The sequence below is a fragment of the Mesorhizobium sp. M4B.F.Ca.ET.214.01.1.1 genome, from assembly GCF_004791545.1.
GTDB classification, from domain to species: domain Bacteria; phylum Pseudomonadota; class Alphaproteobacteria; order Rhizobiales; family Rhizobiaceae; genus Mesorhizobium; species Mesorhizobium abyssinicae.
This window is the reverse complement of record NZ_SRUX01000002.1, coordinates 92,606-115,313: the sequence shown is the minus strand read 5'-3', so window position 1 is coordinate 115,313 and position 22,708 is coordinate 92,606. Positions and strand designations below refer to the sequence as shown.

33 protein-coding genes and 2 pseudogenes are annotated in these 22,708 nt (G+C 64.1%); 20 read left to right on the top strand and 15 right to left on the bottom strand.

The window, feature by feature from the left end:
- Nucleotides 1-48: 48 nt before the first annotated feature.
- The 3 genes and pseudogenes from EN857_RS03735 to EN857_RS35485 form a co-directional block, all read right to left on the bottom strand.
- Nucleotides 49-345, bottom strand: coding sequence for a GYD domain-containing protein (locus tag EN857_RS03735; RefSeq protein WP_127393364.1), 297 nt, complete (start codon nucleotides 343-345; stop codon nucleotides 49-51).
- Nucleotides 346-574: 229 nt separating this feature from the next.
- Entirely contained in the window at nucleotides 575-1,069 is a 495-nt protein-coding gene (locus tag EN857_RS03730) for a GGDEF domain-containing protein (RefSeq protein WP_281035918.1), read from the bottom strand.
- 75 nt (nucleotides 1,070-1,144) lie between these two features.
- A pseudogene (locus tag EN857_RS35485) lies at nucleotides 1,145-1,380 on the bottom strand (PAS-domain containing protein); the annotation flags it as partial.
- On the opposite strand from EN857_RS35485, the gene EN857_RS35480 reads away from it, so the two are divergent.
- Complete coding sequence (locus EN857_RS35480; RefSeq protein ID WP_245511274.1) at nucleotides 1,379-1,585, top strand: hypothetical protein; 207 nt, start codon at nucleotides 1,379-1,381, stop codon at nucleotides 1,583-1,585. The pseudogene EN857_RS35485 and the gene EN857_RS35480 overlap by 2 nt on opposite strands.
- Nucleotides 1,586-1,749: 164 nt before the next feature.
- Here EN857_RS35480 and EN857_RS03720 read toward each other — a convergent pair whose 3' ends face one another.
- Nucleotides 1,750-2,433, bottom strand: a complete 684-nt coding sequence (locus EN857_RS03720) for a DUF1236 domain-containing protein (protein ID WP_127393366.1) — start codon at nucleotides 2,431-2,433, stop codon at nucleotides 1,750-1,752.
- A 225-nt stretch (nucleotides 2,434-2,658) separates the two neighbouring features.
- Here EN857_RS03720 and EN857_RS03715 point away from each other — a divergent pair, with 225 nt between their 5' ends.
- Nucleotides 2,659-2,958 carry a DUF1236 domain-containing protein gene (locus EN857_RS03715; protein WP_127284198.1) on the top strand — a complete coding sequence of 100 codons (300 nt, stop codon included), beginning with the start codon at nucleotides 2,659-2,661 and terminating at the stop codon, nucleotides 2,956-2,958.
- A 218-nt stretch (nucleotides 2,959-3,176) separates the two neighbouring features.
- Nucleotides 3,177-3,398, top strand: a complete 222-nt coding sequence (locus tag EN857_RS03710; protein WP_127284199.1) for a hypothetical protein — start codon at nucleotides 3,177-3,179, stop codon at nucleotides 3,396-3,398.
- A 104-nt stretch (nucleotides 3,399-3,502) separates the two neighbouring features.
- Here EN857_RS03710 and EN857_RS03705 read toward each other — a convergent pair whose 3' ends face one another.
- On the bottom strand, nucleotides 3,503-3,820 hold the full coding sequence (locus EN857_RS03705; protein ID WP_127393367.1) for a hypothetical protein: 318 nt from the start codon (nucleotides 3,818-3,820) through the stop codon (nucleotides 3,503-3,505).
- A gap of 185 nt (nucleotides 3,821-4,005) precedes the next feature.
- Here EN857_RS03705 and EN857_RS03700 point away from each other — a divergent pair, with 185 nt between their 5' ends.
- Nucleotides 4,006-4,302, top strand: a complete 297-nt coding sequence (locus EN857_RS03700; protein ID WP_245509066.1) for a hypothetical protein — start codon at nucleotides 4,006-4,008, stop codon at nucleotides 4,300-4,302.
- Nucleotides 4,303-4,319: 17 nt separating this feature from the next.
- Here the strand turns inward: EN857_RS03700 and EN857_RS03695 are convergent, their stop codons facing one another.
- Entirely contained in the window at nucleotides 4,320-4,649 is a 330-nt protein-coding gene (locus EN857_RS03695) for a DUF982 domain-containing protein (RefSeq protein WP_245478377.1), read from the bottom strand.
- Nucleotides 4,650-4,853: 204 nt separating this feature from the next.
- On the opposite strand from EN857_RS03695, the gene EN857_RS03690 reads away from it, so the two are divergent.
- From EN857_RS03690 to EN857_RS03680, 3 genes are all read left to right on the top strand, one after another.
- Nucleotides 4,854-5,153: a DUF1236 domain-containing protein gene (locus EN857_RS03690; RefSeq protein WP_127284202.1), complete on the top strand. Its 300-nt coding sequence runs from the start codon at nucleotides 4,854-4,856 to the stop codon at nucleotides 5,151-5,153.
- A gap of 94 nt (nucleotides 5,154-5,247) precedes the next feature.
- Nucleotides 5,248-5,457: a hypothetical protein gene (locus EN857_RS03685; RefSeq protein ID WP_127284203.1), complete on the top strand. Its 210-nt coding sequence runs from the start codon at nucleotides 5,248-5,250 to the stop codon at nucleotides 5,455-5,457.
- 172 nt (nucleotides 5,458-5,629) lie between these two features.
- A complete protein-coding gene (locus EN857_RS03680) occupies nucleotides 5,630-5,896 on the top strand; it encodes a DUF2934 domain-containing protein (RefSeq protein ID WP_127311525.1) in 267 nt (88 codons plus the stop codon).
- A 130-nt stretch (nucleotides 5,897-6,026) separates the two neighbouring features.
- Here EN857_RS03680 and EN857_RS03675 read toward each other — a convergent pair whose 3' ends face one another.
- Nucleotides 6,027-6,239 carry a hypothetical protein gene (locus tag EN857_RS03675; RefSeq protein ID WP_127311524.1) on the bottom strand — a complete coding sequence of 71 codons (213 nt, stop codon included), beginning with the start codon at nucleotides 6,237-6,239 and terminating at the stop codon, nucleotides 6,027-6,029.
- Between the two features lie 201 nt (nucleotides 6,240-6,440).
- On the opposite strand from EN857_RS03675, the gene EN857_RS03670 reads away from it, so the two are divergent.
- Complete coding sequence (locus EN857_RS03670; protein WP_135857998.1) at nucleotides 6,441-6,611, top strand: CsbD family protein; 171 nt, start codon at nucleotides 6,441-6,443, stop codon at nucleotides 6,609-6,611.
- 967 nt (nucleotides 6,612-7,578) lie between these two features.
- On the opposite strand, the gene EN857_RS03665 is transcribed toward EN857_RS03670, so the two are convergent.
- Together EN857_RS03665 and EN857_RS03660 are read right to left on the bottom strand one after the other, a co-directional pair.
- Nucleotides 7,579-7,782, bottom strand: coding sequence for a hypothetical protein (locus EN857_RS03665; RefSeq protein ID WP_127284208.1), 204 nt, complete (start codon nucleotides 7,780-7,782; stop codon nucleotides 7,579-7,581).
- 440 nt (nucleotides 7,783-8,222) lie between these two features.
- Nucleotides 8,223-8,432, bottom strand: a complete 210-nt coding sequence (locus EN857_RS03660) for a hypothetical protein (protein ID WP_127391655.1) — start codon at nucleotides 8,430-8,432, stop codon at nucleotides 8,223-8,225.
- 618 nt (nucleotides 8,433-9,050) lie between these two features.
- Between EN857_RS03660 and EN857_RS34580 the strand changes: the two genes are divergently transcribed.
- The 4 genes from EN857_RS34580 (at nucleotide 9,051) to EN857_RS03640 (ending at nucleotide 11,566) form a co-directional block, all read left to right on the top strand.
- Nucleotides 9,051-9,353: a dynamin gene (locus EN857_RS34580; RefSeq protein WP_127287008.1), complete on the top strand. Its 303-nt coding sequence runs from the start codon at nucleotides 9,051-9,053 to the stop codon at nucleotides 9,351-9,353.
- Between the two features lie 215 nt (nucleotides 9,354-9,568).
- Nucleotides 9,569-10,249: a hypothetical protein gene (locus EN857_RS03650; RefSeq protein WP_210235132.1), complete on the top strand. Its 681-nt coding sequence runs from the start codon at nucleotides 9,569-9,571 to the stop codon at nucleotides 10,247-10,249.
- 298 nt (nucleotides 10,250-10,547) lie between these two features.
- Nucleotides 10,548-11,048, top strand: a complete 501-nt coding sequence (locus EN857_RS35475; RefSeq protein WP_245478420.1) for a porin — start codon at nucleotides 10,548-10,550, stop codon at nucleotides 11,046-11,048.
- A 14-nt stretch (nucleotides 11,049-11,062) separates the two neighbouring features.
- Nucleotides 11,063-11,566: a porin gene (locus EN857_RS03640; RefSeq protein ID WP_127391656.1), complete on the top strand. Its 504-nt coding sequence runs from the start codon at nucleotides 11,063-11,065 to the stop codon at nucleotides 11,564-11,566.
- A gap of 62 nt (nucleotides 11,567-11,628) precedes the next feature.
- Here EN857_RS03640 and EN857_RS03635 read toward each other — a convergent pair whose 3' ends face one another.
- The 3 genes from EN857_RS03635 to EN857_RS03625 all read right to left on the bottom strand — a co-directional run bounded on the left by EN857_RS03635 (nucleotide 11,629) and on the right by EN857_RS03625 (nucleotide 13,889).
- The gene (locus tag EN857_RS03635) at nucleotides 11,629-11,979 is read right to left on the bottom strand and encodes a hypothetical protein (protein ID WP_127287006.1); all 351 of its coding nucleotides are present in this window, start codon (nucleotides 11,977-11,979) and stop codon (nucleotides 11,629-11,631) included.
- 106 nt (nucleotides 11,980-12,085) lie between these two features.
- Nucleotides 12,086-13,177, bottom strand: coding sequence for a tetratricopeptide repeat protein (locus tag EN857_RS03630; protein WP_127391657.1), 1,092 nt, complete (start codon nucleotides 13,175-13,177; stop codon nucleotides 12,086-12,088).
- 79 nt (nucleotides 13,178-13,256) lie between these two features.
- Nucleotides 13,257-13,889: a S24 family peptidase gene (locus tag EN857_RS03625; protein WP_127311141.1), complete on the bottom strand. Its 633-nt coding sequence runs from the start codon at nucleotides 13,887-13,889 to the stop codon at nucleotides 13,257-13,259.
- 80 nt (nucleotides 13,890-13,969) lie between these two features.
- Between EN857_RS03625 and EN857_RS34575 the strand changes: the two genes are divergently transcribed.
- The 4 genes from EN857_RS34575 to EN857_RS03615 all read left to right on the top strand — a co-directional run bounded on the left by EN857_RS34575 (nucleotide 13,970) and on the right by EN857_RS03615 (nucleotide 15,996).
- Nucleotides 13,970-14,107, top strand: a complete 138-nt coding sequence (locus tag EN857_RS34575) for a hypothetical protein (protein WP_187331174.1) — start codon at nucleotides 13,970-13,972, stop codon at nucleotides 14,105-14,107.
- A gap of 185 nt (nucleotides 14,108-14,292) precedes the next feature.
- Nucleotides 14,293-14,418: a hypothetical protein gene (locus tag EN857_RS36125; RefSeq protein ID WP_281015713.1), complete on the top strand. Its 126-nt coding sequence runs from the start codon at nucleotides 14,293-14,295 to the stop codon at nucleotides 14,416-14,418.
- 85 nt (nucleotides 14,419-14,503) lie between these two features.
- Nucleotides 14,504-15,295, top strand: a complete 792-nt coding sequence (locus EN857_RS03620) for a GcrA cell cycle regulator (protein WP_245493319.1) — start codon at nucleotides 14,504-14,506, stop codon at nucleotides 15,293-15,295.
- 104 nt (nucleotides 15,296-15,399) lie between these two features.
- Entirely contained in the window at nucleotides 15,400-15,996 is a 597-nt protein-coding gene (locus EN857_RS03615) for a DUF6456 domain-containing protein (protein ID WP_127393110.1), read from the top strand.
- Nucleotides 15,997-16,282: 286 nt separating this feature from the next.
- On the opposite strand, the gene EN857_RS03610 is transcribed toward EN857_RS03615, so the two are convergent.
- From EN857_RS03610 to EN857_RS03600, 3 genes and pseudogenes are all read right to left on the bottom strand, one after another.
- The gene (locus EN857_RS03610) at nucleotides 16,283-16,639 is read right to left on the bottom strand and encodes a hypothetical protein (protein WP_127285041.1); all 357 of its coding nucleotides are present in this window, start codon (nucleotides 16,637-16,639) and stop codon (nucleotides 16,283-16,285) included.
- 99 nt (nucleotides 16,640-16,738) lie between these two features.
- Nucleotides 16,739-16,946: pseudogene (locus tag EN857_RS35470) on the bottom strand (DUF763 domain-containing protein); the annotation flags it as partial.
- Nucleotides 16,947-17,022: 76 nt separating this feature from the next.
- A complete protein-coding gene (locus EN857_RS03600) occupies nucleotides 17,023-17,331 on the bottom strand; it encodes a hypothetical protein (RefSeq protein WP_127311145.1) in 309 nt (102 codons plus the stop codon).
- A gap of 333 nt (nucleotides 17,332-17,664) precedes the next feature.
- Here EN857_RS03600 and EN857_RS03595 point away from each other — a divergent pair, with 333 nt between their 5' ends.
- The 4 genes from EN857_RS03595 to EN857_RS03580 all read left to right on the top strand — a co-directional run bounded on the left by EN857_RS03595 (nucleotide 17,665) and on the right by EN857_RS03580 (nucleotide 22,491).
- Nucleotides 17,665-18,762 (top strand): flavodoxin family protein, encoded by a 1,098-nt coding sequence (locus EN857_RS03595; RefSeq protein WP_127311146.1) that lies wholly within the window; start codon nucleotides 17,665-17,667, stop codon nucleotides 18,760-18,762.
- A gap of 133 nt (nucleotides 18,763-18,895) precedes the next feature.
- Nucleotides 18,896-19,786: a transglutaminase family protein gene (locus EN857_RS03590; RefSeq protein WP_127393111.1), complete on the top strand. Its 891-nt coding sequence runs from the start codon at nucleotides 18,896-18,898 to the stop codon at nucleotides 19,784-19,786.
- A 286-nt stretch (nucleotides 19,787-20,072) separates the two neighbouring features.
- Entirely contained in the window at nucleotides 20,073-20,747 is a 675-nt protein-coding gene (locus tag EN857_RS03585) for a protein-L-isoaspartate(D-aspartate) O-methyltransferase (RefSeq protein ID WP_127393112.1), read from the top strand.
- 355 nt (nucleotides 20,748-21,102) lie between these two features.
- Nucleotides 21,103-22,491, top strand: a complete 1,389-nt coding sequence (locus EN857_RS03580) for a polysaccharide biosynthesis/export family protein (RefSeq protein WP_127393113.1) — start codon at nucleotides 21,103-21,105, stop codon at nucleotides 22,489-22,491.
- Nucleotides 22,492-22,708: the final 217 nt, after the last annotated feature.

The window sequence follows — 22,708 nt, the reverse complement described above, 5'->3', positions numbered from 1 at the left end:
GCCGCCTTTGGCGTGCCCGGCGTGACGCATCGCCGGGCACCCTTGCGGTCAGACCGCCATCTTGCCGATGATCTTGGACATGTCTGCGGCGTCGAAGGCTTTCAACGTCTGCGTGCGCACATTGCCAAGCGATGCCACGGAGAGGCTGAGGGCCGTAGCCGCGATGTCGTCATTGGCCTCGACGGCCGCGACCACGTCGTGCTGGCCAAGGGTCCACAGCAGCGAATTCACCTTCACTCCGCTATCGGCGGCCATCGACTTGAATGCTTCGGCCCGTTTCACCGTGTCCTTGATGGATTTGGCGCCCTGCTCGGTGAAGTTCACAAGTATGACGTAATGCGACATGATTTCCTCCCATCGCGGTCGGGGGGCGTGCGGAAGCGTCTCCGCCGCGGCCGTTGTTTCTCCCGACGAGATCGTGCCGTTCAGGCGGCACGCGAGAAGGAGTGCCGGCCGAGGCAGCTTACGGAGACTTTGCCGGCACTCCACGCGAAGATTGGGTGTTCTCCCCGCGCGGCGGCATATTAGCACCGGCGAATATTTGGGAAAGCCGTTTTCCCTGGAGTCCGCGGGTCTAGGCCTCGAAGAAATGGAATGTTCCGCGTCCGCCGGACTTGCTGCGGTAGAGTGCCATGTCCGCCTTCTGCAGCAGGTCGTCGCTCGTCACGCCATCGCCGGGCGCCAGCGCGATGCCGACGCTGAGCCCGAGGACGAACGGGGTGCCGGCGACCGTGAACGGTTCCCGGAAGCGGTCGATGATGCGCGATGCAAGAGCGGCCGCATCCGTCTTTTCAGCGATGCCTGTCTGCACGATGGCGAACTCGTCGCCGCCAAGCCGCGCCACCGTGTCGTGGTCGCGCACCGCGCCGCGTAGCCGTGCGGCGACGTCGATCAGAAGCCTGTCGCCGGCCTTGTGGCCGAAGCCGTCATTGACCGGCTTGAACTTGTCGAGGTCGAGATAGTGCACGGCCATCAGCGCGCCGCGCCTGGCGAGCGCCACCGCGCTGTGCAGCCGGTCGGAAAACAGCATGCGGTTGGGCAGGTCGGTCAGCGCGTCGTGATGTGCCATGTGGGCGATCGTCGCCTGGTCGCGGCGCTGCTCGGTAACGTCGAAATAGGTGGTGACGAAGCCGCCGCCATCGATCGGCATGCCGCGCACCTCGACGATGGTCCCGTTCGGGCGGGTCCGCTCGTAGACATGCGCCTCGCGCTGCCTGACCAGCGCCAGCCGGCGCGCGACATGCAACTCGACTTCGCCCGGCCCGTATTCACCGCGCTCGGCGTTGAAGCGAACAGCATCTCCATCGACGGATAGCCGTTGGCGAAGAGGTCGTCCGGATAGTCGAGCAAGGTCCGCTGCCGTTGGTTGCAGATGACCATGTTGAGGTCCTGGTCGAACAGCGAGACGCCGCCAGGGAAATTCTCGATCACTGCCTCCAGCAACCGGATCCGTTCGCGCGAATGCTCGACCAGCTGCGCCATCCGGCCGATCGCTTCGGCGAGGCCCGCCGTGCCGAGCCTTGCCGGCACGCTTGCTTCCAATGCGCCCACCGCGCCACGTGATGCCATCGCCATCGGCCGCTGACCCCCTCAGCAATCCCCGGAATATTCAGTGACGCTAATATGAAAGGATTGCCGCCGGATTAACGCGCTGCCGGTCGCGGCCCTCTCGTGCCGGTTTCCTGCATCGCGAACGAGAGAGGCCCGCCATGCCATACGGCGCGGCGGGCCTGGCGACGCTCGTGAACGTCAGGTCAGGATGATGACGATCTTCAGCGTGTCCGGATCGACGATGACGATCCTGCCGTCGGCCAGCACGAAATACTCGTAGGTCTCGTAGGCCGGAACGATCTTGACGATGCGCGGCGGCAGGCGATGCAGCCGCACCTTGTGCCGCGGCACTTCGGTGCCGACGGAGATGTCGAAATCAACCCGGTCAACCGGCGTGATCTTCGTCTCGCGGATCACGTTGGTGATCTCGGTCTTCTGTTCGACCGTCACGTTGGTGATGGACGCGGTCGAGCCCTGATCGGGCTGCGTCGATGTCTTGCCCTGCGCCTGTTCGTCGGTCTTCACCGTGGCCTTGCCCTGGGCCTGCTGGTCTGTGGTGGCGCCGGCCTTGCCCTGCGCCTGTTCGTCGGTCTTCACCTTGGCCTTGCCCTGGGCCTGCTCGTCTGTGGTGGCGCCGGCCTTGCCCTGCGCCTGTTCGTCGGTCTTCGCCTTGGCCTTGCCCTGCGCCTGCTCGTTGGTCTTCATCTTGGCCTTGCCCTGGGCCTGCTCGCCTGCCTTGCCGCCCTTCTGGCAATCGGCGGTGCCGGCGGCGCAATTGTTGTCACCGCTTGGCTGGACCTCGGCCGGCGCCTGTGCCTGCGCCATCGCGGCGCCACAGCCGACACCGAGCGCGAGCATGCTGGTAATCAGAATATGTTTCATGAGAACTCTCCTCGACGTGTCGTCCCTTCGTTGGGGTAACTTCGGCTCGGAGCCTTTGTTCCGAAGCAAATTGGGCGGGATTCCATGACCAAATCGGATCGGCCACCCAGTCAAAAAAATCCAGGAACAAGGCCTGTGCGGTGGCGTTAACGACCGAGGCGGCCCGGCTGCGGACGGCATTGTGCGCGTGGTGGAGGAGGTCGTCGGTAAAGACAGGAGACGATCATGAGACTGCATCTCAAGACAGCTGCCGCAGGCCTGCTGCTGCTCGCCGGCATGGGCGCCGCGGCCGCTCAGGACGTCATCATCGAGCCGCAGCAGGAAACCATCATCCGGGAGTATGTGCACAAGCAGCCGCTGGCTTCGGTCAAGCTTCCGGGCGTGGAGCTCAATGTCGGCACCGCACTTCCCGACACCGTTGAACTCCGCGAAGTTCCCAACGTCAAATATCGCTATGTGGTCGTCGACAATCAGACCGTGCTTGTCGATCCGGGCACCCGCAAGATCGTAAAGATCATCCAGTGACCTGAAATGGCGCCCGCCGCTTGCCAGAGCGGCGGGCGGGCCAGCTCGTATTATTTCGTGACTAATATATGCCGATACATGCAGGAACCTTTCCCTCTCACCACGCGTTGCCGCGTCTGACTTCGTGTTGCCTCAATAATAGGCAGGCTGTGCGAGGCAGATCGGGCAAACGAATCGGCGGCAACCAGAAACGGGTCGGGGAACGGAGCACAGCTACCATGTCGAAGCGCGAAATCGGAACATCCCCGGCATTGGGGATGCGTGTCGCCGACCTGCGGGCCAGGATGCGAAGTGCGAGCATCACCGAACATGAGATGAAGACCTTCCAGAAGGTTGCGGCCATCATGGGGGGCGCCGACGGCTCCCTAAGCATCGATGCCGACGACCTGATCGCCGCTTCTTTTGTCGCCGAGACGGTGGGCGACAGCGCGCCGAACTGACCGCCGCCGGCCGCGGGCCGGTCCAGCATCACCCTGTCAGCATCCGACCTATCCGTTCCGCCCTCGCGGGCGAGAGCGTGCGCTCGTGCCTGTCGGCGCGAGCCTCATACCTCGTCGAAGGGGCCGCCACGCCTTGCCGGGTCGCGCTTGATGGCGGCTTCCTCGGCATCGTCCGGCAATGCCTCGTCGCTCTCCTGGTAGGGGTTGTCGTCGTCCTCTTCCGGTAACTCGCCCTCCTTCTCGATGCCGGCGCTTTCCGGCACATCCGCTTCCGGCAGGCTTTCGTCAGGAACGATGCTCGCGCCCTTCACCGCATCCCAATCCTGCTGTCTTGGCGTAGGCGCCTCCACCTCGTCGTTTGGCGTCCGGTCGTCGGCCGTTGACGGTTCGACCTCGTCGTTCGGTCTCTTGCGCGGTTCCATGACTGGCCTCCTTGGCGCTGGCACCTGAAATCTGTTCCGAAGGTTGAACTCGCCGCCTTGCCACCGGTTCCCCGCCCGACCGGCTGCAGCGCAAGCGCCCCGGTCCGCCAGGGAACCAATCGGCCCCGGCGTTCTTTCCCGGACAAGGAAAGGAGCCAGACCATGAAACCTTTCGCCTTTGCGCCATGCGCGCTGCTGGTGATGGCGCTGGCCGGTCCGGGGCCGCGCAGGACAACCCCGACCAGACCAAAGCGCCGGCAGGCCCATGCCAGGCCGAGCCGCAGGGGCAGGGCAGCGCTGAGCAGAAACCGGCCGCCGACAGCGGCAGCGACAATGGCCTGACCGGCAAGCTCAAGCCTTGCGGCGGTGTATTGCAGCCGCCGCCGACCGGCGACCAGGGTATGGCCCAGCCGGCGCCCGAGGAAGGCAACATGCCGGTGATCAAGCCCGGGGAAGTGCCGCCGCAGCCGCCTAAGCAATAGTGATTGGGAGGCTCGGCTCAGCGCGTATGACGCTCGTGCGGCGCGCGCGCCGCGCGGATCGTCCGCACCTTGGCGCGGCGCAGCGTCGTGACCGGATCGACGCCGGTCCAGACGATGCCCGCGGCCTTGGCGAAAGCCATGAAGGCGCGTCGCGTCTGCTCGATGGTCACGTGTCCGGCCCGCGCCGCCTCGCACGCCTTGATGGCGATCTTCTGCAGCCGTGTGTCTTCGGCAGGCGGCCATTCTTTTAGGAAGTTCTGCATCTCCGCCAGCGATGCAATGTCCCGTTTGAAGCCGGCGCCAACGGCGACGGCGATCGGCGGGTCGAAAGGCAGATCTTCAATCATAAGGCACCTCCGCTGGACTCTTCGCCTTCAATGCTGGAACGGCCGCCTGGTTCCGACGCCGACGGCGGATCAATTAGTGCCGGCTCGCGGAACAAGAGCCCCGTGCCGGCGTTTGCCCCGGAGAGCCCGCCAATTCGAACTCTCGCGCTTCCGCCGGTCCGTGGAGGCGGGGCGAAGCTCGCAACCAACCAACAGGAGGCAGAGATGAAAATTGCCCTTATTACTGCTGTCGCCGGGCTGGCTATGATTGCCGGCATCGGCGCCGCCGCCGCGGACCAGGTGATCGTGACGCCCGAGCAGCGCACCGTCATCCGCGAATACGTCCACAAACATCCGCTGGCCTCGATCAACCTTCTCGGCGTCGAGCTCAATGTCGGCTCGACCTTGCCGGACACGGTGGAACTGCGTGAGGTGCCCGACACCCAGTATAGATACACGGTCGTCGGCGACCATACGGTGCTGGTCGATCCCGGCACCCGCAGGGTCATTGAGGTCATAGAGTAAATAAGGCCGGGGCACCCGGCTGATGCATGACGGCCCCGCCGCTTCGCGCGAAGCGGCGGGGCGAGGGGTTTTGGGGCAGGGAAGGAGCACGTCCATGTTGCCGCATGTCGAGACCCCCAACTCCGAGAATGTGGCGGCCTGTTGCGACAAGCTGTTGGCCGAGCGGGGAACGGGATTGCTTTCCATGACGGAGGCAATCGGCGAACTGCGCCGCCGCACCGGCACCGAACGCTCGGACGCCGATCTCGCCGGGCTGATAACCAAGAAGGCAGCCCTGCTGGGCGTCGCCGTCATGGCGCACTAGGCCAGCGCCACTGCGCAGGACAAGCCTCGCAGGAGGGAGGGAGGGACGCACTGGGATTCTCGTTGGGCGTTATTGCCGCAAGTCCCCTCCGCTGCGCTCAAGACGCCGGCTCAAATTTCCGCTAGTGTTTACCGTGGACCACCGGAATGGAACCCAACCACGGAGGCAACAAGTGACGGACGACAGGCAGGAACGCATTCGCCAGCGGGCACACGCTATCTGGGAAAAGGCCGGCCGGCCCGAGGGCGCGGATATTCAGCACTGGGACCAGGCGACGGCCGAGATCGATGGCGAGGCCAAGCCGAAGAAGAAAGCTGCACCGAAGAAGCCTGCCGCAGCGAAGCCCGCCAAGACCGCTGCCACCAAGACTGTTGCCACCAAGAGCGCGACCAAGGCCGCAAAGCCCGCGGCGAGCAAGTCGAAAGCCGGCAAGGCCTGAAAGGCGGATCGGCCCCGCCGTCGGAGAGATGGGCCGGGCCGGGACGCGCGCCGGCCGTGGCAGATTTCCGGCAAATTTTGCAGCTTCCTGCCAGGGTAGGGCAGGCCGCCATGCGTGGTCGCAAGGCTGATCAGCCCCTCGCCAAGGCTGGCGCTTCAGCGCCTTCCACTGCGTCCAGCTCATCGAGGCTGGCCGGAACATTCCGCTTCAAGAGTTCGGCGAGCACGGTGGCGGCCTCGAGCAGGAGTTCCCTCAGTTCCTGCTCGCTGAGCTTGTCGACGTACTCGGCCGCGTCAAGGAGATCGACAACCACGTCGACCGCCTTCATGTGAAGATGAGGCATTGCCGATCCTCCTTTGCATGTCGCCTCCGCTTTGCTGCCGGCAGGATTGCCAAACGCGGCGCTGCCTTCAATCACATTTGATGGCGTTGCCGAGGAAGGCCCGCATGCGTGGGGCGGATCGTTCGGAACATTGTCGCGCCGGGTCCATTCTCCTTTGACAACAAAGGAGACAAGGCATGAACTGGGATCAGAGGAAAGTGGATGCAGGTCAAAGGCAAGGCCAAGGAGCAGTGGGGCGACTTGACCGACGATGACCTCGACCGCATCGAAGGCAATCGCGATCAGTTCGTGGGGCGGATCCAGGAGCGCTACGGCATCGCCAAGGAAGAGGCGCAGCGGCAGCTCGACGACTGGTCGAGAAGGCTCGACTGAGCGCGGCGCCCCGCGGCGATCTCTATCGAGAGCTGGCGGGCTGGAAGGCGGCCGCAACAGGCTGGCTCGGACTTGGTCAGGCCGATCAAGGCCGGCCCGATGTGGCGGGGATTTCACGCTACGTCGGTGCAGCCAACTTCGGCACGTGCGGAGCAAAAGCGGGGGAAAGAGTGACAATCGGATTATGTTGCGAGCTGGCTAATACTAGTGTCGTCCTAGCCGGCTTGCCCGCCCCCGAAGCCCCCAAGCCGGTCAGGCCCGGCGGTCAGTCGAAGTTACCCCAACAGGCTGTCGGGCCGCTGTGTATCGCCAGTCACGTAAGCCAGAGACCGGCAGGCACGGCAAGAAGCCACCGAGCTTCCATAGCGCTGTCGTGACGATCATCCATTGCACGCGCGCCCTATCTCTGACTTCAAAAGGCTCCAGCGCCACGCACCTCCCGCCGTGCGCTGGAGCCTTGCCCGCGCTCAACCGCTGCCAGCGGGAGCTGCCGGTGTTGACCAACGGCGCTTGGATGGGTTCGTTCCGCGTTTAGGGCCATGGTCCGAAGCTGGATGCGACTGAAGTTGCAACGTCAGAGCATGGAACGCAGCGGCATGGCATTCCCAGGCGAAGGCAGCAAAAAGAACCCGCCGGCTCTGCCGGCGGCAGGGCTGGAGTAGCCAGGAATTTCTGGCGCATGAGAAACGATCACCAAGCCGTTTTGTTGCAAAGACCCGCCAGTCCACCGCCTGATCCTCGATGGGTGCGGCACGTTTGCGGTCGGAACCTTTAGCTGTCGCTGATGTTGTCACTCCAGCACCCATTTCGGGCGAAGGAGCGCGTCATGAACAACATCATCTGGCTGGTCGGAGCCGTGGTCATCGTCATCGCGATACTTAGCTTTCTCGGTTTGAGATAGCTCTGCGCGACTCTATAGGCCTGCGCCGGCATGCGTGGCGAGGTTGTCGCCACGCTCATCCGGAGCCTAATGCGGAGATCGTCTGCTGGCGTATTGCGCGACAGCGCACAGGAATGCCAATGCGCCCGCGTCGCACGCCGCCCTGGATGGCCCCTTGGCGAAGAGAACGGCATCCGCGGCCGGAACTGTCAGGCCGTGCTTCTTGGCAAAAGCGGTGACTTCATAAGGCTGCTGGTCGTCGGATAGGTTGGTCTCGAATTCATAATTCATCGATCCACATTCCTCCCTTCGTGAATTTGCCCTTCCTTCGCCCGTCACGAATTAAACGCTCGACGGGGCGCGCGAGTCCACCAATCATGAATTGCCGTGAAACGTTCCATCCCTGGTGTCCTGACTTGGTGGTTGCAGGAATAGAAGCCTAGCCGGCAGCGCCAGGAAGACCGCGCGCCGCATCGGCCTGGGCGGGGCCTGGGCGGGCGCCAGATACGCCTTTCTCGAAGCACCTGCTCATTTCAAGCCCGGTGGTCTGGCCGAGGATCTCAGCAGCCGGGAACATTAGCCGTTTCGAATGGTTGAGGTCCTGTGTGTGGCGTCGCTGCTTGGCGTCCCACGCAGGCTGGTGGGCAAACATCGGCCGGCCCGCGTCATCGGTCCCTCCGTGGCGCGGGCTCTTAGCGGGCCGCCGCGACGGTACTCCGCTGGGCCACGTGCTATTTTTCTTCCTGGCGCTTTTCGATTTCGTAGGAAAGCCAGCGGCAGAGCATGCCGAAAATCGATGCGGCAGCACCGCCAAGCAGGCAGGCGACCAGCAGCGGGCTTTGCGCGGCGCTCTTCCAGCTTACGATGGCGAGCAGGATCGCGCTCGCCGTCGAGACCAGGTAACCGGCGCCTTTCAGCAGATGTAGCGATGCTTTGGTCATTGCGGGAAACCTGGCCAGATTGCCGGATGGGCCAACGGCCCGACTAACATACGCGGGTGAAGAGGTTCCGTTCCTTCAGCGGCAGAGCCGGGCAGACGTCATTCCACCCCAGTCCTCGGACCGGGCGAGTGTCCCGGCTTTGAGGGGGCCAGGCCAAGGTCGAAGGTTTGCGGCAGGTCAGGTCTCGGGGGCTTGCCGACCGAGGCCGTCGTGAATGCGCCAACCCGGGGAGGCACGGCCATCTGGCCCTGATGCTCACGCCAGAAGGGCTTTCCGAACGCCAGGAAAATGCCGCCGACAAGACACGCCAACAGCAGGAAGGCGAACGCATCCGCTATCATGTTTCCTAAGCGCATGGCGGCTCCCCCTGGGGCGGGTGCCCGCCGACACGGGAACGATGATGGCGGGCACCCGGAGACCGCCGATGAAGGGACGTACCCGGTGGTCCCCTTACCAATGAGTTGGCAGGGCCACGGTTGCCTTGAAACAACCGGCCCGGCCCTCTGCGCCCGGCAATGAGACTTCAGTCTCATGGCTGCCGGGACTGAGGTCCCCTGTGCGGAACGTTGCCGTAACGCGCCCGTTTTCTCGACAGTGCAATCGAGAGGAGAAAAGCAAATGGCTGACGGTCCAACGGTTGTGAACTCGGGTGGAGGTGGTACGGTTGTCGCGGTCGTTCTCGCGATACTCGCGATCGTGGTTCTGCTCTTCTTCACAGGTGTCATCAACCTCAACGGCGGCGGCAGCAAAGACGTCAACGTCAAGGTCGATGCGCCCAATGTCGAGGCGCCGGCGGCATCCGCGCCGTCCGCGCCTGCGCCTGCCGCGCCAGCGCCATCCGAACCGGCGCCTGCGGCCCCCGCGCCATCAGCACCTGCGCCCGCGGCTCCGGCCCCGGCGCCGGCTCCCAGTGGCGGCTGATGCATCGAAAAAGGACGGGGCTCCGGCGTGGTGCGCCGGAGCCTTTTCTTTCCACTATCCGCCAACCACAGCCTCGTAAGGATCGCCATCTCCAAAAGTCGCTTTTTTGTCGCCGCAACGGAACTTTTTAGTCGTTGCTAATGTTCATCTTCCGATAGCGGACATTCGCCTTCGGGTGCCGACGATCGGAGCGGAAACGGCCGATCGACCCAGCTTTGCTGCCCATCTGTCGCGCGAGTGTTGGCACATTCGGAGATCGGGGCATGAACAGGCGTCTAGTACTGCTTTCCTCTCTCACTGCGGTGTCTCTTGCGGTTGCCGGACCGTTGTCGCTCCTGCCTGCTCGCGCCGGCGAACCGCAATCGGCGAACGTTCGAGCGGCAATGCGGAAACTCTGGGAAGACCACATCACCTATACGCGGAACTACATCATCAGCGCCCTCGCGGGCCTCCAGGACACGGACGAAGTCGCGAAGCGCCTGCTCCAGAACCAGGATGAAATAGGCGACGCGGTAAAGCCCTATTACGGTGATGCCGCCGGCAAGAAACTGGCGGCGCTGCTCAAAGACCATATCAAGATCGCAACGGAAGTGGTCGAGGCGGCCAAATCAGGCAGCAAGGACAAGCTCTCGGCCGCTCAGGATAAATGGTCGGCCAATGCCGACGACATTGCCGTGTTCCTTGGCAAGGCCAATCCGAACTGGCCCGAGAAGGATCTCCGCCACATGCTGCACAAGCATTTGGAACTGACGACCGGCGAAGTGGTCGGCCGGCTGAACAAGGACTGGGCGGCAGACATCAAGTCCTACGATGAAGGCCATGACCACATGCTGAAGTTCGCCGACATGCTGACGGATGGCATCGCCAAACAGTTTCCGGACAAGTTCAACGGGTGAACACCGTCTTGGGCTTGTAGGGCAGAGATAGGATTGATCAGGCGGCGCCGAGCTTTCGGCGTCATCTGAAGGCAAATTTAAGAATATTAGAATGTATGCGATTGGCTTGATTGGGCGCGCGCGGGATTTGCCAGTGTAGCGAGACATCCGCGCGGCATCGCCGCAACATTCGCGGTGCAAACAAAAATACACCAGTAAAAGTCAGGTATTGACCCGATCGCGCCGTTGACACTGCACGCGCCTGCATGCGCCTTTTCGCGCCAGGGTTTTTTCGGCAACGAGCTTCGGGGTAGGGGCAATGCAAGGCATCAACCGTTTCATTTCATTTGCGTTTGTGGCCGCGGCGGGTGGTCTGTCGGTGCCGGCCTTGGCGGCGCCGGTGGAGTATGTCCGTGTGTGCTCGCTCTATGGCGCGCGATACTACTACAGCCCCGGCACGGATACCTGCATCAACGCCGATACCGGCGAGACGCGCCGCGTCACCGAAGACGGCGTCGTCGTCGGAAAAACTGCGCTGGCAAGCAAGGTCGACGACATTGACGGCCGCGTCGCCCGCGCCTTCGAAAGCGCCTCGGTGGCCTCGGCGCTGATCAGCCCGGATTTCGTCCAAGGCGAGCATTTTGGCGTGCGCGTCAACTGGGGCAATGCCGGCCAGTCCAATGCCATGGGCGTCACCGGCGCGGCCGTGCTGGGCGAGGGCTTCCTGCCAGGCGGCACGGGCCGGCTGACCGGCGCGGCGGGCGTCGCCTTCTCGGGCAAGACCGTCGGCGGCAATGCCGGCCTGCAGCTCACCTGGTAAGGCCGGGGGCAATCATGCTCAGATATCTTCTTGCGCCGGCGATGCTCGGCGCGCTCTGCGGCCTGTCGGCGCCGGCGCTGGCGAAGCCGGTCGAATACGTCAAGCTGTGCTATGCCTACGGTGCCAACTACTATTACAGCCCCGGCACCGACACCTGCATCAACGCCCAGACCGGCGACACCAGGAAGGAGATCGATGACGGCAATGGCGGCACCACCACCGTCCCCGGCAAGACCGCTCTGGCCAGCCATGCCGACGACATCGACAACCGCGTCACCCGCGCCTTCGAGAACGCCTCGATCTCGGCTGCCCTTGCCGCGCCGGATCTCGTCCAGGGCGAGCATTTCGGCCTGCGCGTCAACTGGGGCAATGCCGGCGGCGCCGACGCCTTCGGCTTCACCGGTGCTGCGGTGCTCAGCGAAGCCTTTGTCCATGGCGGCCGGCTGACCGGGACGATGGGCATCGCCTTCTCCAGCGGCACCGTCGGCGGCAATGCGGGGCTGCAGTTCAGCTGGTAGGAGGCATCTGACCTCCTTCCCTTGTGGGACCTTGTGGGATGAGAAGGGGAAGCGCTCGCCCTTCAAGCCTCCCACGCGTCGCTGGACAGAGCGAAGCGGATACCGGCCGCGGTCATGGCGAGCTCGCATTCGGTGACTGCGCGCAGGTTGCGCAGATAGCGCGCCACGGTTTGAGGCAGCCAGCCGGCGCAGGCCTCGACATAGGCGCGGCTGTGGACGAGCGTGCCGGTCGACAGGCGCTCGTCCTTCTCGGCGATCACCTTCAGATACTGGCGGATGAAGCGGATGTCCTCGGCGATGTCCTGGCTGGCCATTCGCCAGGCGCCGGCGAGGCGTTCGCGCTGCTCGAGCGGCAGCGGTGACAGCAGCGGGCGAGAGAGGTCGGCGAAGGCGGCGTGGTTTGCGGTGTTCAAGGATATCCCCTCGAAAGAAGGGAAATATCGTACTTTACGTACGAATACCGGTCAAGCCGATTTCGTACAAATTGAACGAGGGACGGTCATAAGAATGCGGTGCAACCTACGTCCCGCCAAGGCTAGCCGCCGTCTTCCGGTCGGCCTCGGCGCGTTCGCGGTTCCCCTTCGCCTTCCAGGAGGCGCTTCGGGCGCTGTAGAAATCGGCGGATTTCTGATTGAGCGCGATTGCCTGGTCGTAGTCGACGATGGCCTGGTCGTGGTCGCCCTTGTGCGCCCAGGCGAGGCCCAGCGCGTGGTAGGCATCGGCCAACTTGGGGTCGAGGTCCACGGCCTTGTCGTAGTCGGCGATGGCGCGGTCGTCGTCGCCCTTGTTGGACCAGGCTAGACCCCGGCCGTAATAGGCGTAGGCGCGTTTCGGATTGAGGCCGATAGCCACGTTGAAATCGGCGATGGCGCGGTTGTAGTCACCTTTGCCGCCCCAGCTCAGGCCACGATTTTCATAAACCCCGATGAGTGTCGGATCGAAGGCAATGGCCTGGTTGTAGTCGGCGATGGCGTGATCGAAGGCGCCCTCCGCCGCCCATGCGCCGCCCCGGTTGAGGTATGCGGATGCGTTCTTGGAATCAGCGATGATCGCCAAATTGTAATCCGCGATGGCCCGGTCATTGTCGCCCTTGTACGACCAGGCAAGGCCTCGGTTGTTGTAAGCAGCGCTGCTTTTCGGGTCGAAGGCGATCGCCTGACCGTAGTCGGCAATGGCCCGGTCGTAATTGCCCTTCGCGGCCCAGTCGTAGCCTCTGTTGTAATAAGCGGATGCATATTCAGGATAGAGCCCTATCGCCTGGTCGCTGTCGGCGATGGCGCGGTCGAAATCGCCTTCCATGGACCAGGCGTAGGCGCGCTTGAAGTAGGCTGTCGCGAGCTTGTCAGGGGCGCTGGCCTGGTTATCGATGATTTGCGTGCAGGCTTCGATCCGCCGGCTGGCGTCGGCCGCATTGCCGATGCACGCCGCATAGGTGAGATTGGCGGCGATCCCCATCGCGCCGCGGACGTCCAGCGCGACGAGGCCGGTCAGCAGCAGCAACAGCGGTGGGCGCCATTTTCGTACCAGCCATATCAGCCGGCTTTCGCCCACGCCTTCCTGGTTCACCATTTCGCCGGTTCTCCCTCGAAAACCATTGATCTCGGCCGACACCGACGGCTGCTTGCCATGCAAGCAGAAATTGCGGTGTCATGAAAGAGCAGTCAGAGGCCGACGGCGAGAGCGAGATTGCTCACATATCGATTATCGACCGTCTCACCCGCCCGATGATGGTGATCGCGCCCTCCAGCTCCGGTGGCGGGATGTCCAGATACGACGCCGGCTGGAAGGGCGGGGTGTCGTTCGGGCGGTAGCGCTTGTAGGTGGCGCGGCCGGTTTCGTCGGCGATCACGTAGCAGCCATTGGTCACCAGCCGCTTGTCGCGCAGATTGACGAAGATGATCGAATCCGGCGGCGAGATCTTGTTCATCGACGGGCCATCGACGCGCAGCGCGATCCATTCGCCTTCCTCGAGGTCGGCGGTGGGAATGGTCGGGTAGTCGGAGAGGTTGACCACGCCCTCCTGGCCGCCGAGCTCGCCGGCGCTGATCCATGACACGATCGGCACGTCGACGGTGAGCGGCGAGGCGGCAAAGCTTGCCGGTCCGGCCTCTGCGCCATCGGCATTGAACAACAGCCAGCCGGGGTCGACGTTAAACAGCCGGCCATATTTCTCCGCCGCCTTGCGCGACAGCGGCCGGTTGCCGTTCTCGTGGCTGATCAGCGTGTTCTTGTTGATGTCGCGCAAGGCCCGCGCCGCATCGCTCGGCGTGGCATAGCCCGCCGCGGTCCGCGCCTGCTGCAATCTGTGCCGTGGGTCCATCATCGTACAAAACGCCTGAAAAATATCGTCCAATACGTACGATTTCGCTTGCGACTCTTTCGTACACATCGTACGATTAGCGCATGATCGAGCATCCCGCAAGCATTTCCGCATTGCCCACGAACATTTCGGCGCTGATCGACCGTTGGCACGGCATCGGCGCGGTCGCCGCCGTCGGCATCAGCTCCGACGCGATAGCGCCGCAAGGGGAGGCGGCATGACCTTGCATCCTGATTTCCGTTCGTCTGCTGAATTCCTATCGTCCGGGCTGTCCTCCTCCCCGGTCCGGACGAACACCGGGGTCTTCGCCCCGGGTCCGGCCGCCCCCTCGGCCGGAACGGCCGGAGTCGCTCCTCCCCCGGCTCCGGCCACCTTCCTTCGTCCGCCCGCGGCCGGTGCCGCCTCCGTGATCCGCACCGAGGATGGCACCGTCATCCTCTTTGATCGCGCAACCGGCCGGGCGGTGTCCGGCCTGACCAGGCAGGCGGCGGAGGCCGCGCTTCTGCGCCTGGAGGGCCGCGGCCCCGCCTGATCCGCCCATTCCCGAACGATTTCAGCGACGGCCCTCGGGCCGAACCCTGGCGCTCGCCCGCGCGCCGCAACCGATGGACCCCGATATGCCTGCCGCCTATACCGAGAAGGAACTCACTGAAATCGCGATCTGGCTCAAGGAGGGGCTTTCGGCCTCCCATATCGCCGTCCGCTTCAGCACGCTGCGCGGAAGTCCGGTCTCGCGCAACGCCATCATCGGCATCGTGCATCGCGACACCGGCCTGCGCGCCATCGGCTTCGCCAATCCCAAGGGCGGCCGTTCCGGCGGCCGGCCGAGGAAGCATGCTCGACCGGACTGGCGGAGCAGGGTGGCGGCCGGAAGCATCGCGCTTTCCGAACCGTCGGCGCTTGCCAGGCAAGTCGAGAGCGCCGACGCCGAAGCTGCCAATCTCCCCCCAAGTGGGGGAGATGCCCGGCAGGGCAGAGGGGGGCGCTGTCCCGCCGACGTCTCCAGTTTTGACGTCGCCTCGCAAGCAGATCGCGTCTCCGCCGTCCGCACCCCGCCCAGGCCCAAGAAACCCAAGCCGCGAAAGCCCGCCCGCGTGCTGCCGCCGGCTTGGCTGGCACCGGGCCAGCGCGAAAAGTCTGAGGCGCAGCTGTACAAGCTGCCTGCGCCACCGCCGCCGGTAAACCCGGGCCGCCAGCCGCATGTCGCCGCCATGCGCTTCATCGACTGCCTGTTCGGCCGCTGCCGCGCGCCGCTCGACCTCGCGCTGCAGGAGGAGCCGGAGAAGGATGCTCCAGGCGCTCGTCCCGGCCCGGAGATGCTCTGCTGCGGCCTGCGCACGCGGCCGACGCAAAGCTATTGCAGCCACCATCACGCAAGGTTTCATGGCCATCGCGGCAGCGGGATGTGAGGGGCGCGCCGCAGAAGGCCGCTCTCATAGAAATCGACGATGCGATGGTGGCGCCGCAGAGCGCCGATCTTATCCAGAACCCATCCCAAGCCCGAGGAACGCCCATGCCCCGCAAGACCGCCAGGAAACCGCAGCCGCCAAAACTGCCGAAGGGCGAGGCCGGTCAGGTGCGCATCCGCCGCGAGATCGGCCATGATTTCGCGCTGCGCCAGGACGCCTTCGGCCGCCAGCGGCTGAGCAATGGCACGGCCGAAGCACGCCGCGTCTACGAGGTGTCGAATGGCGGCTTCACCTCCACCGGCGGCATCGTACGCCTGCGCAATGTCGACCCGCTGGTCGGCATCACCTCGCTCTCACGCCAGCAGCGCGAGGCAGGAGGGCGCCTTCGCGACGATTTCGAGCGCACCCAGCGCGAGGGCCTGCAGCCGCAGTCCTGGAACGAGCGCGTCGACGGTACCAGGGTGAATGCCGGCATCCCCGACCGCGTGCTCTCGGCCGGCCGCGCTCATGCTCATGCCGTCACCGCGCTCGGCCACTGGGAGGTGGCCGATGTGGTACGCAAGGTCTGCCTCGAAGGCCAGTCGGTGAAGGCCATCGCCGAACGCACCGGCGACGGCCGTGACGTGGTGGTGAAACTGCTGAAGGTGGGGCTCGACCTGCTGGCGGTGCACTATGGGATGATGGGGAGGAAAGCAGGGTGAGGGGGACTTGCCAATGGATATAGGCGGCCTGCAAGCAGGGCTTCGTTTGGAATAGCAGCAAACGAACGATGCCGGCTCTGGCATCTTTGATCGTGATCAGCTCGCCCGTCTTCACGAATGCGCGCCGCGCCCCGCAGATGGCACGGGTGGGATTTGGGAGCTGCGCCGCCTCCAGGGTCCCATGCCGTGACTTTCGCGCGTTGCGGCGATGCGGAAATTCTGATCCGCCGCATGAACGACGAGCATCACGGCATCGATCCTCTGGTCAGCCCGCGGATGACGAAGGTCAGTAACGGCAAATCCGCACGCGTTCCAGCACCCGGCGGTGATGATGCCAGTGCCTCACCCACTTCACGTGGCAATGGCGGTAATGGTGCCGGTAGTGATAGCGGTGCGGATAGCGGACCACGTAGCCGGGATAGTAGTCACGGTAATAGCGCGGGCCGTAATAGCGGCCGCCATAGTCGTAGAACGGTCCGCCGCCATAGAACGGTCCACCATAGAAAGGTCCACCGAACGGGCCGCCGTAGAACGGGCTGAGGCCGAACGGACCGAAAAATCCCAATCCGCGCGCATCCGACGGCGCGACCGAGGCTGCCGCGGAGGCAACGGCGATCACTGAAGCAAGTAGCAGTTTTTTCATGGCAACCTCCTCCTGAAGGCTGATCATCAACTAAACGCACCGCCGGCGGGCTATGTTCCCGATCGCTAATGTTCGCCGGTGTCGATCTGAGGAGGAGATTCCGCGCCCGCCGCAGACATGGATGCCGAACTCGCCCGAGAGCGGGTTCAGGCCGCTTCAGCGCGCCGATGATCGAGGTGGTGATGCCAGAGGAATGCCAGTGCAACCCCACGGCGCCGAGGAACCGGAAGACAGCGCAAGCCGCCTGAGCAACTCGCGGCCGTAGGGTGGATGATGGCTTGCACAACAACGCGGCCGGCTGCGTCATGCGCTCGCTCAGCCATTGCAAACCCGCTTCTCCCTCTCCCACAAGGGAGAAGGAGAAGCCGGGCTGAATGTCCCTGTCACCGTTCGCAGATACGGATCTTCTCGATCACGCGGTGGTGGTGGCGCCAGTGCTTGCGGTACTCGGTCCAGCAATGGCGGTTGTGGCGCATTGCGTAGCGCGGCCTGTAGCCATTGTCGTAGACGTCATACCGGTAGTGAGGGCGATAGACGTAAGGATCGCCGTAGTAGGGGCCATAGTCGCCGTAATAGTCGTCATAAGTTGGGCCGATGCCAATACCCAGCCGCAGGCTGTCGGCACTGGCCGGACCGATCATGGCCGCCGCCGACGCAATCGCGATGACGGAGGCGAGCAGGAGCTTTTTCATGACTACCTCCTTTTCCAGGTTGATCTAACAAAACCCCTGAGGCGCGGTGCTGTTCCGATAAAAATCGGTTGGCCTGACGCCAGGCCGCAAAGGGGCCACCCTCCCGCCGGGCCGCAAAACCCGCGAGCACCGCTTCATGGCGGCAAGGCGTGCACCTCATGAGGGGCGCTTTCCGGAACCATCGCGCTCAGCCCGGGTTCCTTCTCAGCGGGCCGCGTCAGCCGGACCTGGTGGCAGAGAGAACAGGGTGGTTTCTCCGGCTTCTTACCCTGGCCAACGAAATGGCAGTCGAGCTCTTGTCCCACCCGGCCCGCTCCGGGCAAAGGGCAATCGATGGCGAAGCGCGCAAATCCCGACACCGCCGTTCCACGCAAAGGGATGCCCAGCCCGCGCCTGAGCAAGGCCGAATTCAAGAATCGCTATCGCGGACAGTTTTATGACCCCGCATTCGCTTCGGCGGCGCAAGCGGTCGATACCCTGTGCGAGATCGCCTGGCAGGCCTACAAGGACGAGCGCAAGAGCCCGATCACCCGCAAGGCCGGCAAAGGCTTTCACGATCCGGACTATGAGCTGTCGGTGGAGTGGATCGCCGCCAGCGAGGCCTTGAAGGCGGCGCAGCAGCGATACGAGGACGCGTCGTCGCCGGCGCGCATCCTGCTCATCAACGGCTCCTCGCGCAGCGAGCATACGTGTCCGGGCGAGATGTCCAAGAGTTTTCGCCTTGTCGAGATCGCGCGCCGGGCCATAGAGGGAAAGCCCGGCTTCTCGGTCGGCGTTCTCGACCTCTCGCGCATCGCCTCGGAATTTGGCCGTGCGATCCACCCCTGCAAGGCATGCTTCTCGACCGCGGCGGCACTTTGCCATTGGCCGTGCTCCTGCTATCCGAACCACTCGCTCGGCCAGATTCACGACTGGATGAACGACATCTATCCGCTTTGGGTCGAGGCCCACGGCATCATGATCGTCACCCCGGTCAACTGGTACCAGACGTCGTCGCCGGTGAAGCTGATGATGGATCGCCTCGTCTGCGCCGATGGCGGCAATCCCGATCCCTCGCTGACGCAGGGCAAGGACGCCGCTTTGGCGAAACGTGCCGAGCTCGCCGGGTGGGACTATCCGCGCCATCTGGCCGGGCGTCTGTTCTCGGTCGTCGTCCACGGCGACACCGAAGGTGCCGAAAACGCCCGCCGCGGACTTGCCGACTGGTTGCGCTCGATGAAGCTGGAGCCGGCTGGCGAGAAGGCAGAGCTCGACCGCTATATCGGCTACTGGCAGCCCTATGCGACCAGCCACCGTGATCTTGATGCCGACCGTGCCGTGCAGAGCGAGGTGCGCGCCGCCGCGCTCGCGCTGGCGGAGGCCGTCGCGAAACGGCGAACGGGTCTCCTGCCGTCGATCGGGACGGACCTCGTCGATCCGCGTCCGAAGTAACTCCTTACCTCCCGCGGCACCATCTTCCCGCCGACGGCTCCAGCGTTCCGGGCAGGCTTCGAGCGGGGACCATCGGATGTATGCGCAAAACGCTATATGATTGCGCCGCAGGGTGAATTTGCCGCGGACGCCGATGCCGATCTTTTCAGTCAAGCACACGACCGTCTATCGCTATAGCCAGCCGGTGAGTTTTGGCGAGCACCGGCTGATGTTCAGGCCGCGCGACAGTTTCGATCAGCGGCTTCTCGACCACTCTTTGTCGGTCGACCCCGAGCCGAAGGAGGTACGCTGGATCCATGACGTTTTTGGCAACTGCGTTGCGGTGATCGAATTCACGGGTTCGGCCAATGAACTCCATTTCTCGACGGACATTCGGCTCGATCACACGCCCCAGCACGCGCCAGATTTCCGCATCGATGAAGCCGCGCTGAATTATCCGTTCTCTTACGATTCCGACGAGGCGGCCGACCTCGCGCAGACGATTGAGCGCCATCATCCCGACGAAGGTGACGAGGTCGGCAAATGGGCCCGCCAGTTCGTCGGCGCCGCTGGCCACACCGAAACCGGTAAGCTGTTGATGACGCTCTGCTACGCCATCCACGAGAGCTTCGTGTACTCCCGTCGCTTCGAAACCGGGACGCAACCGCCGCTGATGACGCTGCACCTGCGCAAGGGCACATGCCGGGACTTTGCGCTGTTCATGATGGAAGCGGTTCGCTCGCTCGGCTTTGCCGCCCGCTTCGTGACCGGCTACGTCTATGTGCCGGGCCGCGACAGCGCCGAGGTGCGCGGCGGCGGCTCGACGCATGCCTGGTGCCAGGTCTACCTGCCCGGGGCCGGCTGGATCGAGTTCGATCCGACCAACGGAATAGTCGGCAACCGGGATCTGATCAGGGTTGCCGTGGCCAGGCACCCCCGGCAAGCCATCCCTCTTTCGGGAAGCTATTCCGGCAGCGCTTCGAGTTTCCTCGACATGACCGTTGAGGTGAAGGTGGCGAAGGAAACCGGCGGCGACAGGAATTAGTTGCGTCTTTGCGGCGCGACCGGTCCGCGCTTGAAGCGCAGCAACGACGACACCGCGGTCCACGTTGAGCCCCGCCTTGCCGCCTGGCGGTATGCACACGCCATTTTCCCGGAACCGCTCGATCTGTTCCGGCGTTGCTGGCCCGAACGAAACGCGCGTCAGCCAGCTATGCCGAGCGCGGTGGACGTTTGCGAATGACCGTTTCGCCCCACCGGAATGATGGCGAGCGTCGCTGTGCCAAGAGGAACGGGATAGCTATCAGGCTGGTCGAGGAAGGCCCACCCCTATGAAACCGATGACCGAAGAGCATCTTGCGGTTCTGCGCAGGCACATGATCGAGATGATTGCGATCCATGCCGACCTGACAAGCGAAGAACTCGGCAAAGCAACGCTCGACGAGCGGGTCTTGGCATCGATGGGGCAGGTGCCGCGACATCTCTTCGTGCCATCATCGGTCGCGCCCTATGCCTATCAGGACATGCCGCTGCCGATCGGATTCGGCAAGACCGTCTCGCAGCCCTTCATGGTCGCGCTGATGACCGATCTGCTCGCTCCCGAGCCGCACGAGTCAGTGCTCGAGATCGGAACCGGCCTTGGCTATCAGACCGCAATCCTCGCTGAACTCGCCGGACAAGTTTGGAGTGTTGAAATCATCGAGGAATTCGCAAGCCATGCCGAGGCTCTGCTGCAGGACCTTGGCTTCTCCAATGTCGCCATTCGTGTCGGAGACGGGTCTCGCGGCTGGCCCGAGCACGCCCCATTCGACAAGATCCTGGTTAGCGTGGCGGCTGAGCGGGCGCCGCCGGCTTTGCTGAGCCAGCTCACGCCGGCGGGTCGTCTGGTCCTGCCTTTGGAGTCAGAGGAAGGACAGTTTCTGACCGTCATCGACAAGGACGCGGCAGGGCAGATCAAGACCCGGAAACTCATCCCGGTTCGGTTCAGCCGGCTCGAAACCGTCTGAGGTCTCACAATTGGCGCGGCCAGCACACACCGGCTGAACTGATCTGGAAGAAGGACAGCCGCGCACCGGTCGTCGCCAAGATGCGCTTCGGGTCAGAAACCGCCGTTCGCCAATGTCCGGTTCTCACCCGGCAGGTGGGAAAAGTACAGGTGGCACAAGTCCGTTTCCTATGAGGCTGTCGCGTCAATATCGATCAGTAGACATGACGCCAATTTACTCAATTGAGTGGGGCTGACTACGCTCTATTTGGTACTCACCATGCTGGATCGACTTTGTTAGGCTCACGTGGTGGTTGCGGTATCCGTAAGCGCGGTGCGCGGGTCGCGCGCGGCCAGTGAGGCATGGAGATCCAGCCATGGATCCTATCCAGAGGCCCAAAGCGGACCACGGTCCAGCATTTCCCGAGGGTGACCGACAAGTCTCAACCATGGCGACCTCGTCTCATGGCTCCCGCAAAAGGTCGCGCGGCGCCGCGATGAGCCTCATCCCCCTCTGTCTCATCCTGCTATGCAGCGCCCCGGCAAGAGGTCAGTCAGGGACTGACGACAGGCTCGGCCCTCAAGACACTGTTGAGGTGAATGTTGCGGGGTGGGGCGTCTTCCGCGCGGGCGTCGCGGGCGCGGAGCTCAACGGTGCCTTTACGATCGATGCGGCCGGGACGCTGCATCTTCCGGTCATTGGGCAGGTAGTGGCTGCGGGTCTGCGTGAGAATGACCTGGCAAAACTGATTGACGATCGGCTGCAGGCCAGAAGTGGCTTCGACGTGCGTCCCGTCACGACCGTCCAGCGCCGACGATCGCGAGCAGCGGCGCCGGTCGATCTCGAAGCGGCGAAGAATCGATCGCTTCAGGAAACCAATGCACCCGCGCGAACCGGTCAAGCGGCGCAAGCCTTTGCTGGCGAGCAGCATGCGTTGGTCGCACGTGCTGACACCGGCTTGCCGGCGCGTGTGGTCGCAGACGCCCCGGTTCTTCAAGGGCGGGCCTTTGAAGAGCAGCAGAAACGAGCCGAACGGCTGGCGGGGGATCTGGAACTGGCGCAGAGCGAAGTAGAAAGCCTGCAGGAGAAAGCCGTTCTCGCGAACCGCGAAAGAGCCGCCGCACTCGGAGCGCAGCAGGCTGCGGAAGCCTCGCTGGCAGCAGCCAGGCGCGCGCTTGACGAGGAGCGGCAGAAGGTCGAGCGGTTGGAAGGCGATCTCGCCGCGGCGCATCAATCTCTCGATGCTGTGACGGCAAGGGGAAAACTGGCGGCGGCTGCGCAAGCCGTCGACATCCAGGGCCGGCAAGTTGCCGAGGCCGCTGCAAAGCGAACCGAGCAAGCGCTCGCACTGGAACGCGAAAGAGCAGATGCCCTCGCCCTCGATCTCAGCGCTGCAAATCAGGATCGCGATGCGGCAAAGGAGGAAGTGGCCCGGCTTTCCGCGGCGTTGGAGCAACAACGCGAAAGGGCCGTTGGCCTGGCCCGCAACCTCACCGCGGCGCGCAACAAGATCGACGTCCTGAAAGCTCCCGATGCGCCTCGCGCCCAGCGCGTCGAGCCCGCTCCCAAAGCACGCGACGCTGATGGAGCTGGTCCACGCCTTGCAGGGAAGCGGGCTCGTTCAGTCCGTGCGCCCGACGAGCACGAGATCCGAAAAGTGGCCGCCCGCAAGTCACGGCAACCGGTTCCGGTGGCGACGATTCCGCTTCCCGCCGCGTTGCTGCCGACGCGGGCGCCGTTGCGCTCGGCGTCAGGATTATGGTGATGCGCCGGTATCTGGCTACCGCATTGGCGATCGCAGTTGCGATCGGGCCTGCTTCGGCTGTTGACGTGGGCGTTGGAGGCACGGTCGGCGGTATCGGGGTCGGTGTTGGTGTGGGCGCTGGCTCGGACGGCGCCTCCGTTGGAGTTGGCACCAGCGTCGACGGGCTGGGAGGAGCAGATGTTGGAGGGTCGCTCGGCACAAGCAACGGATCGCTCGG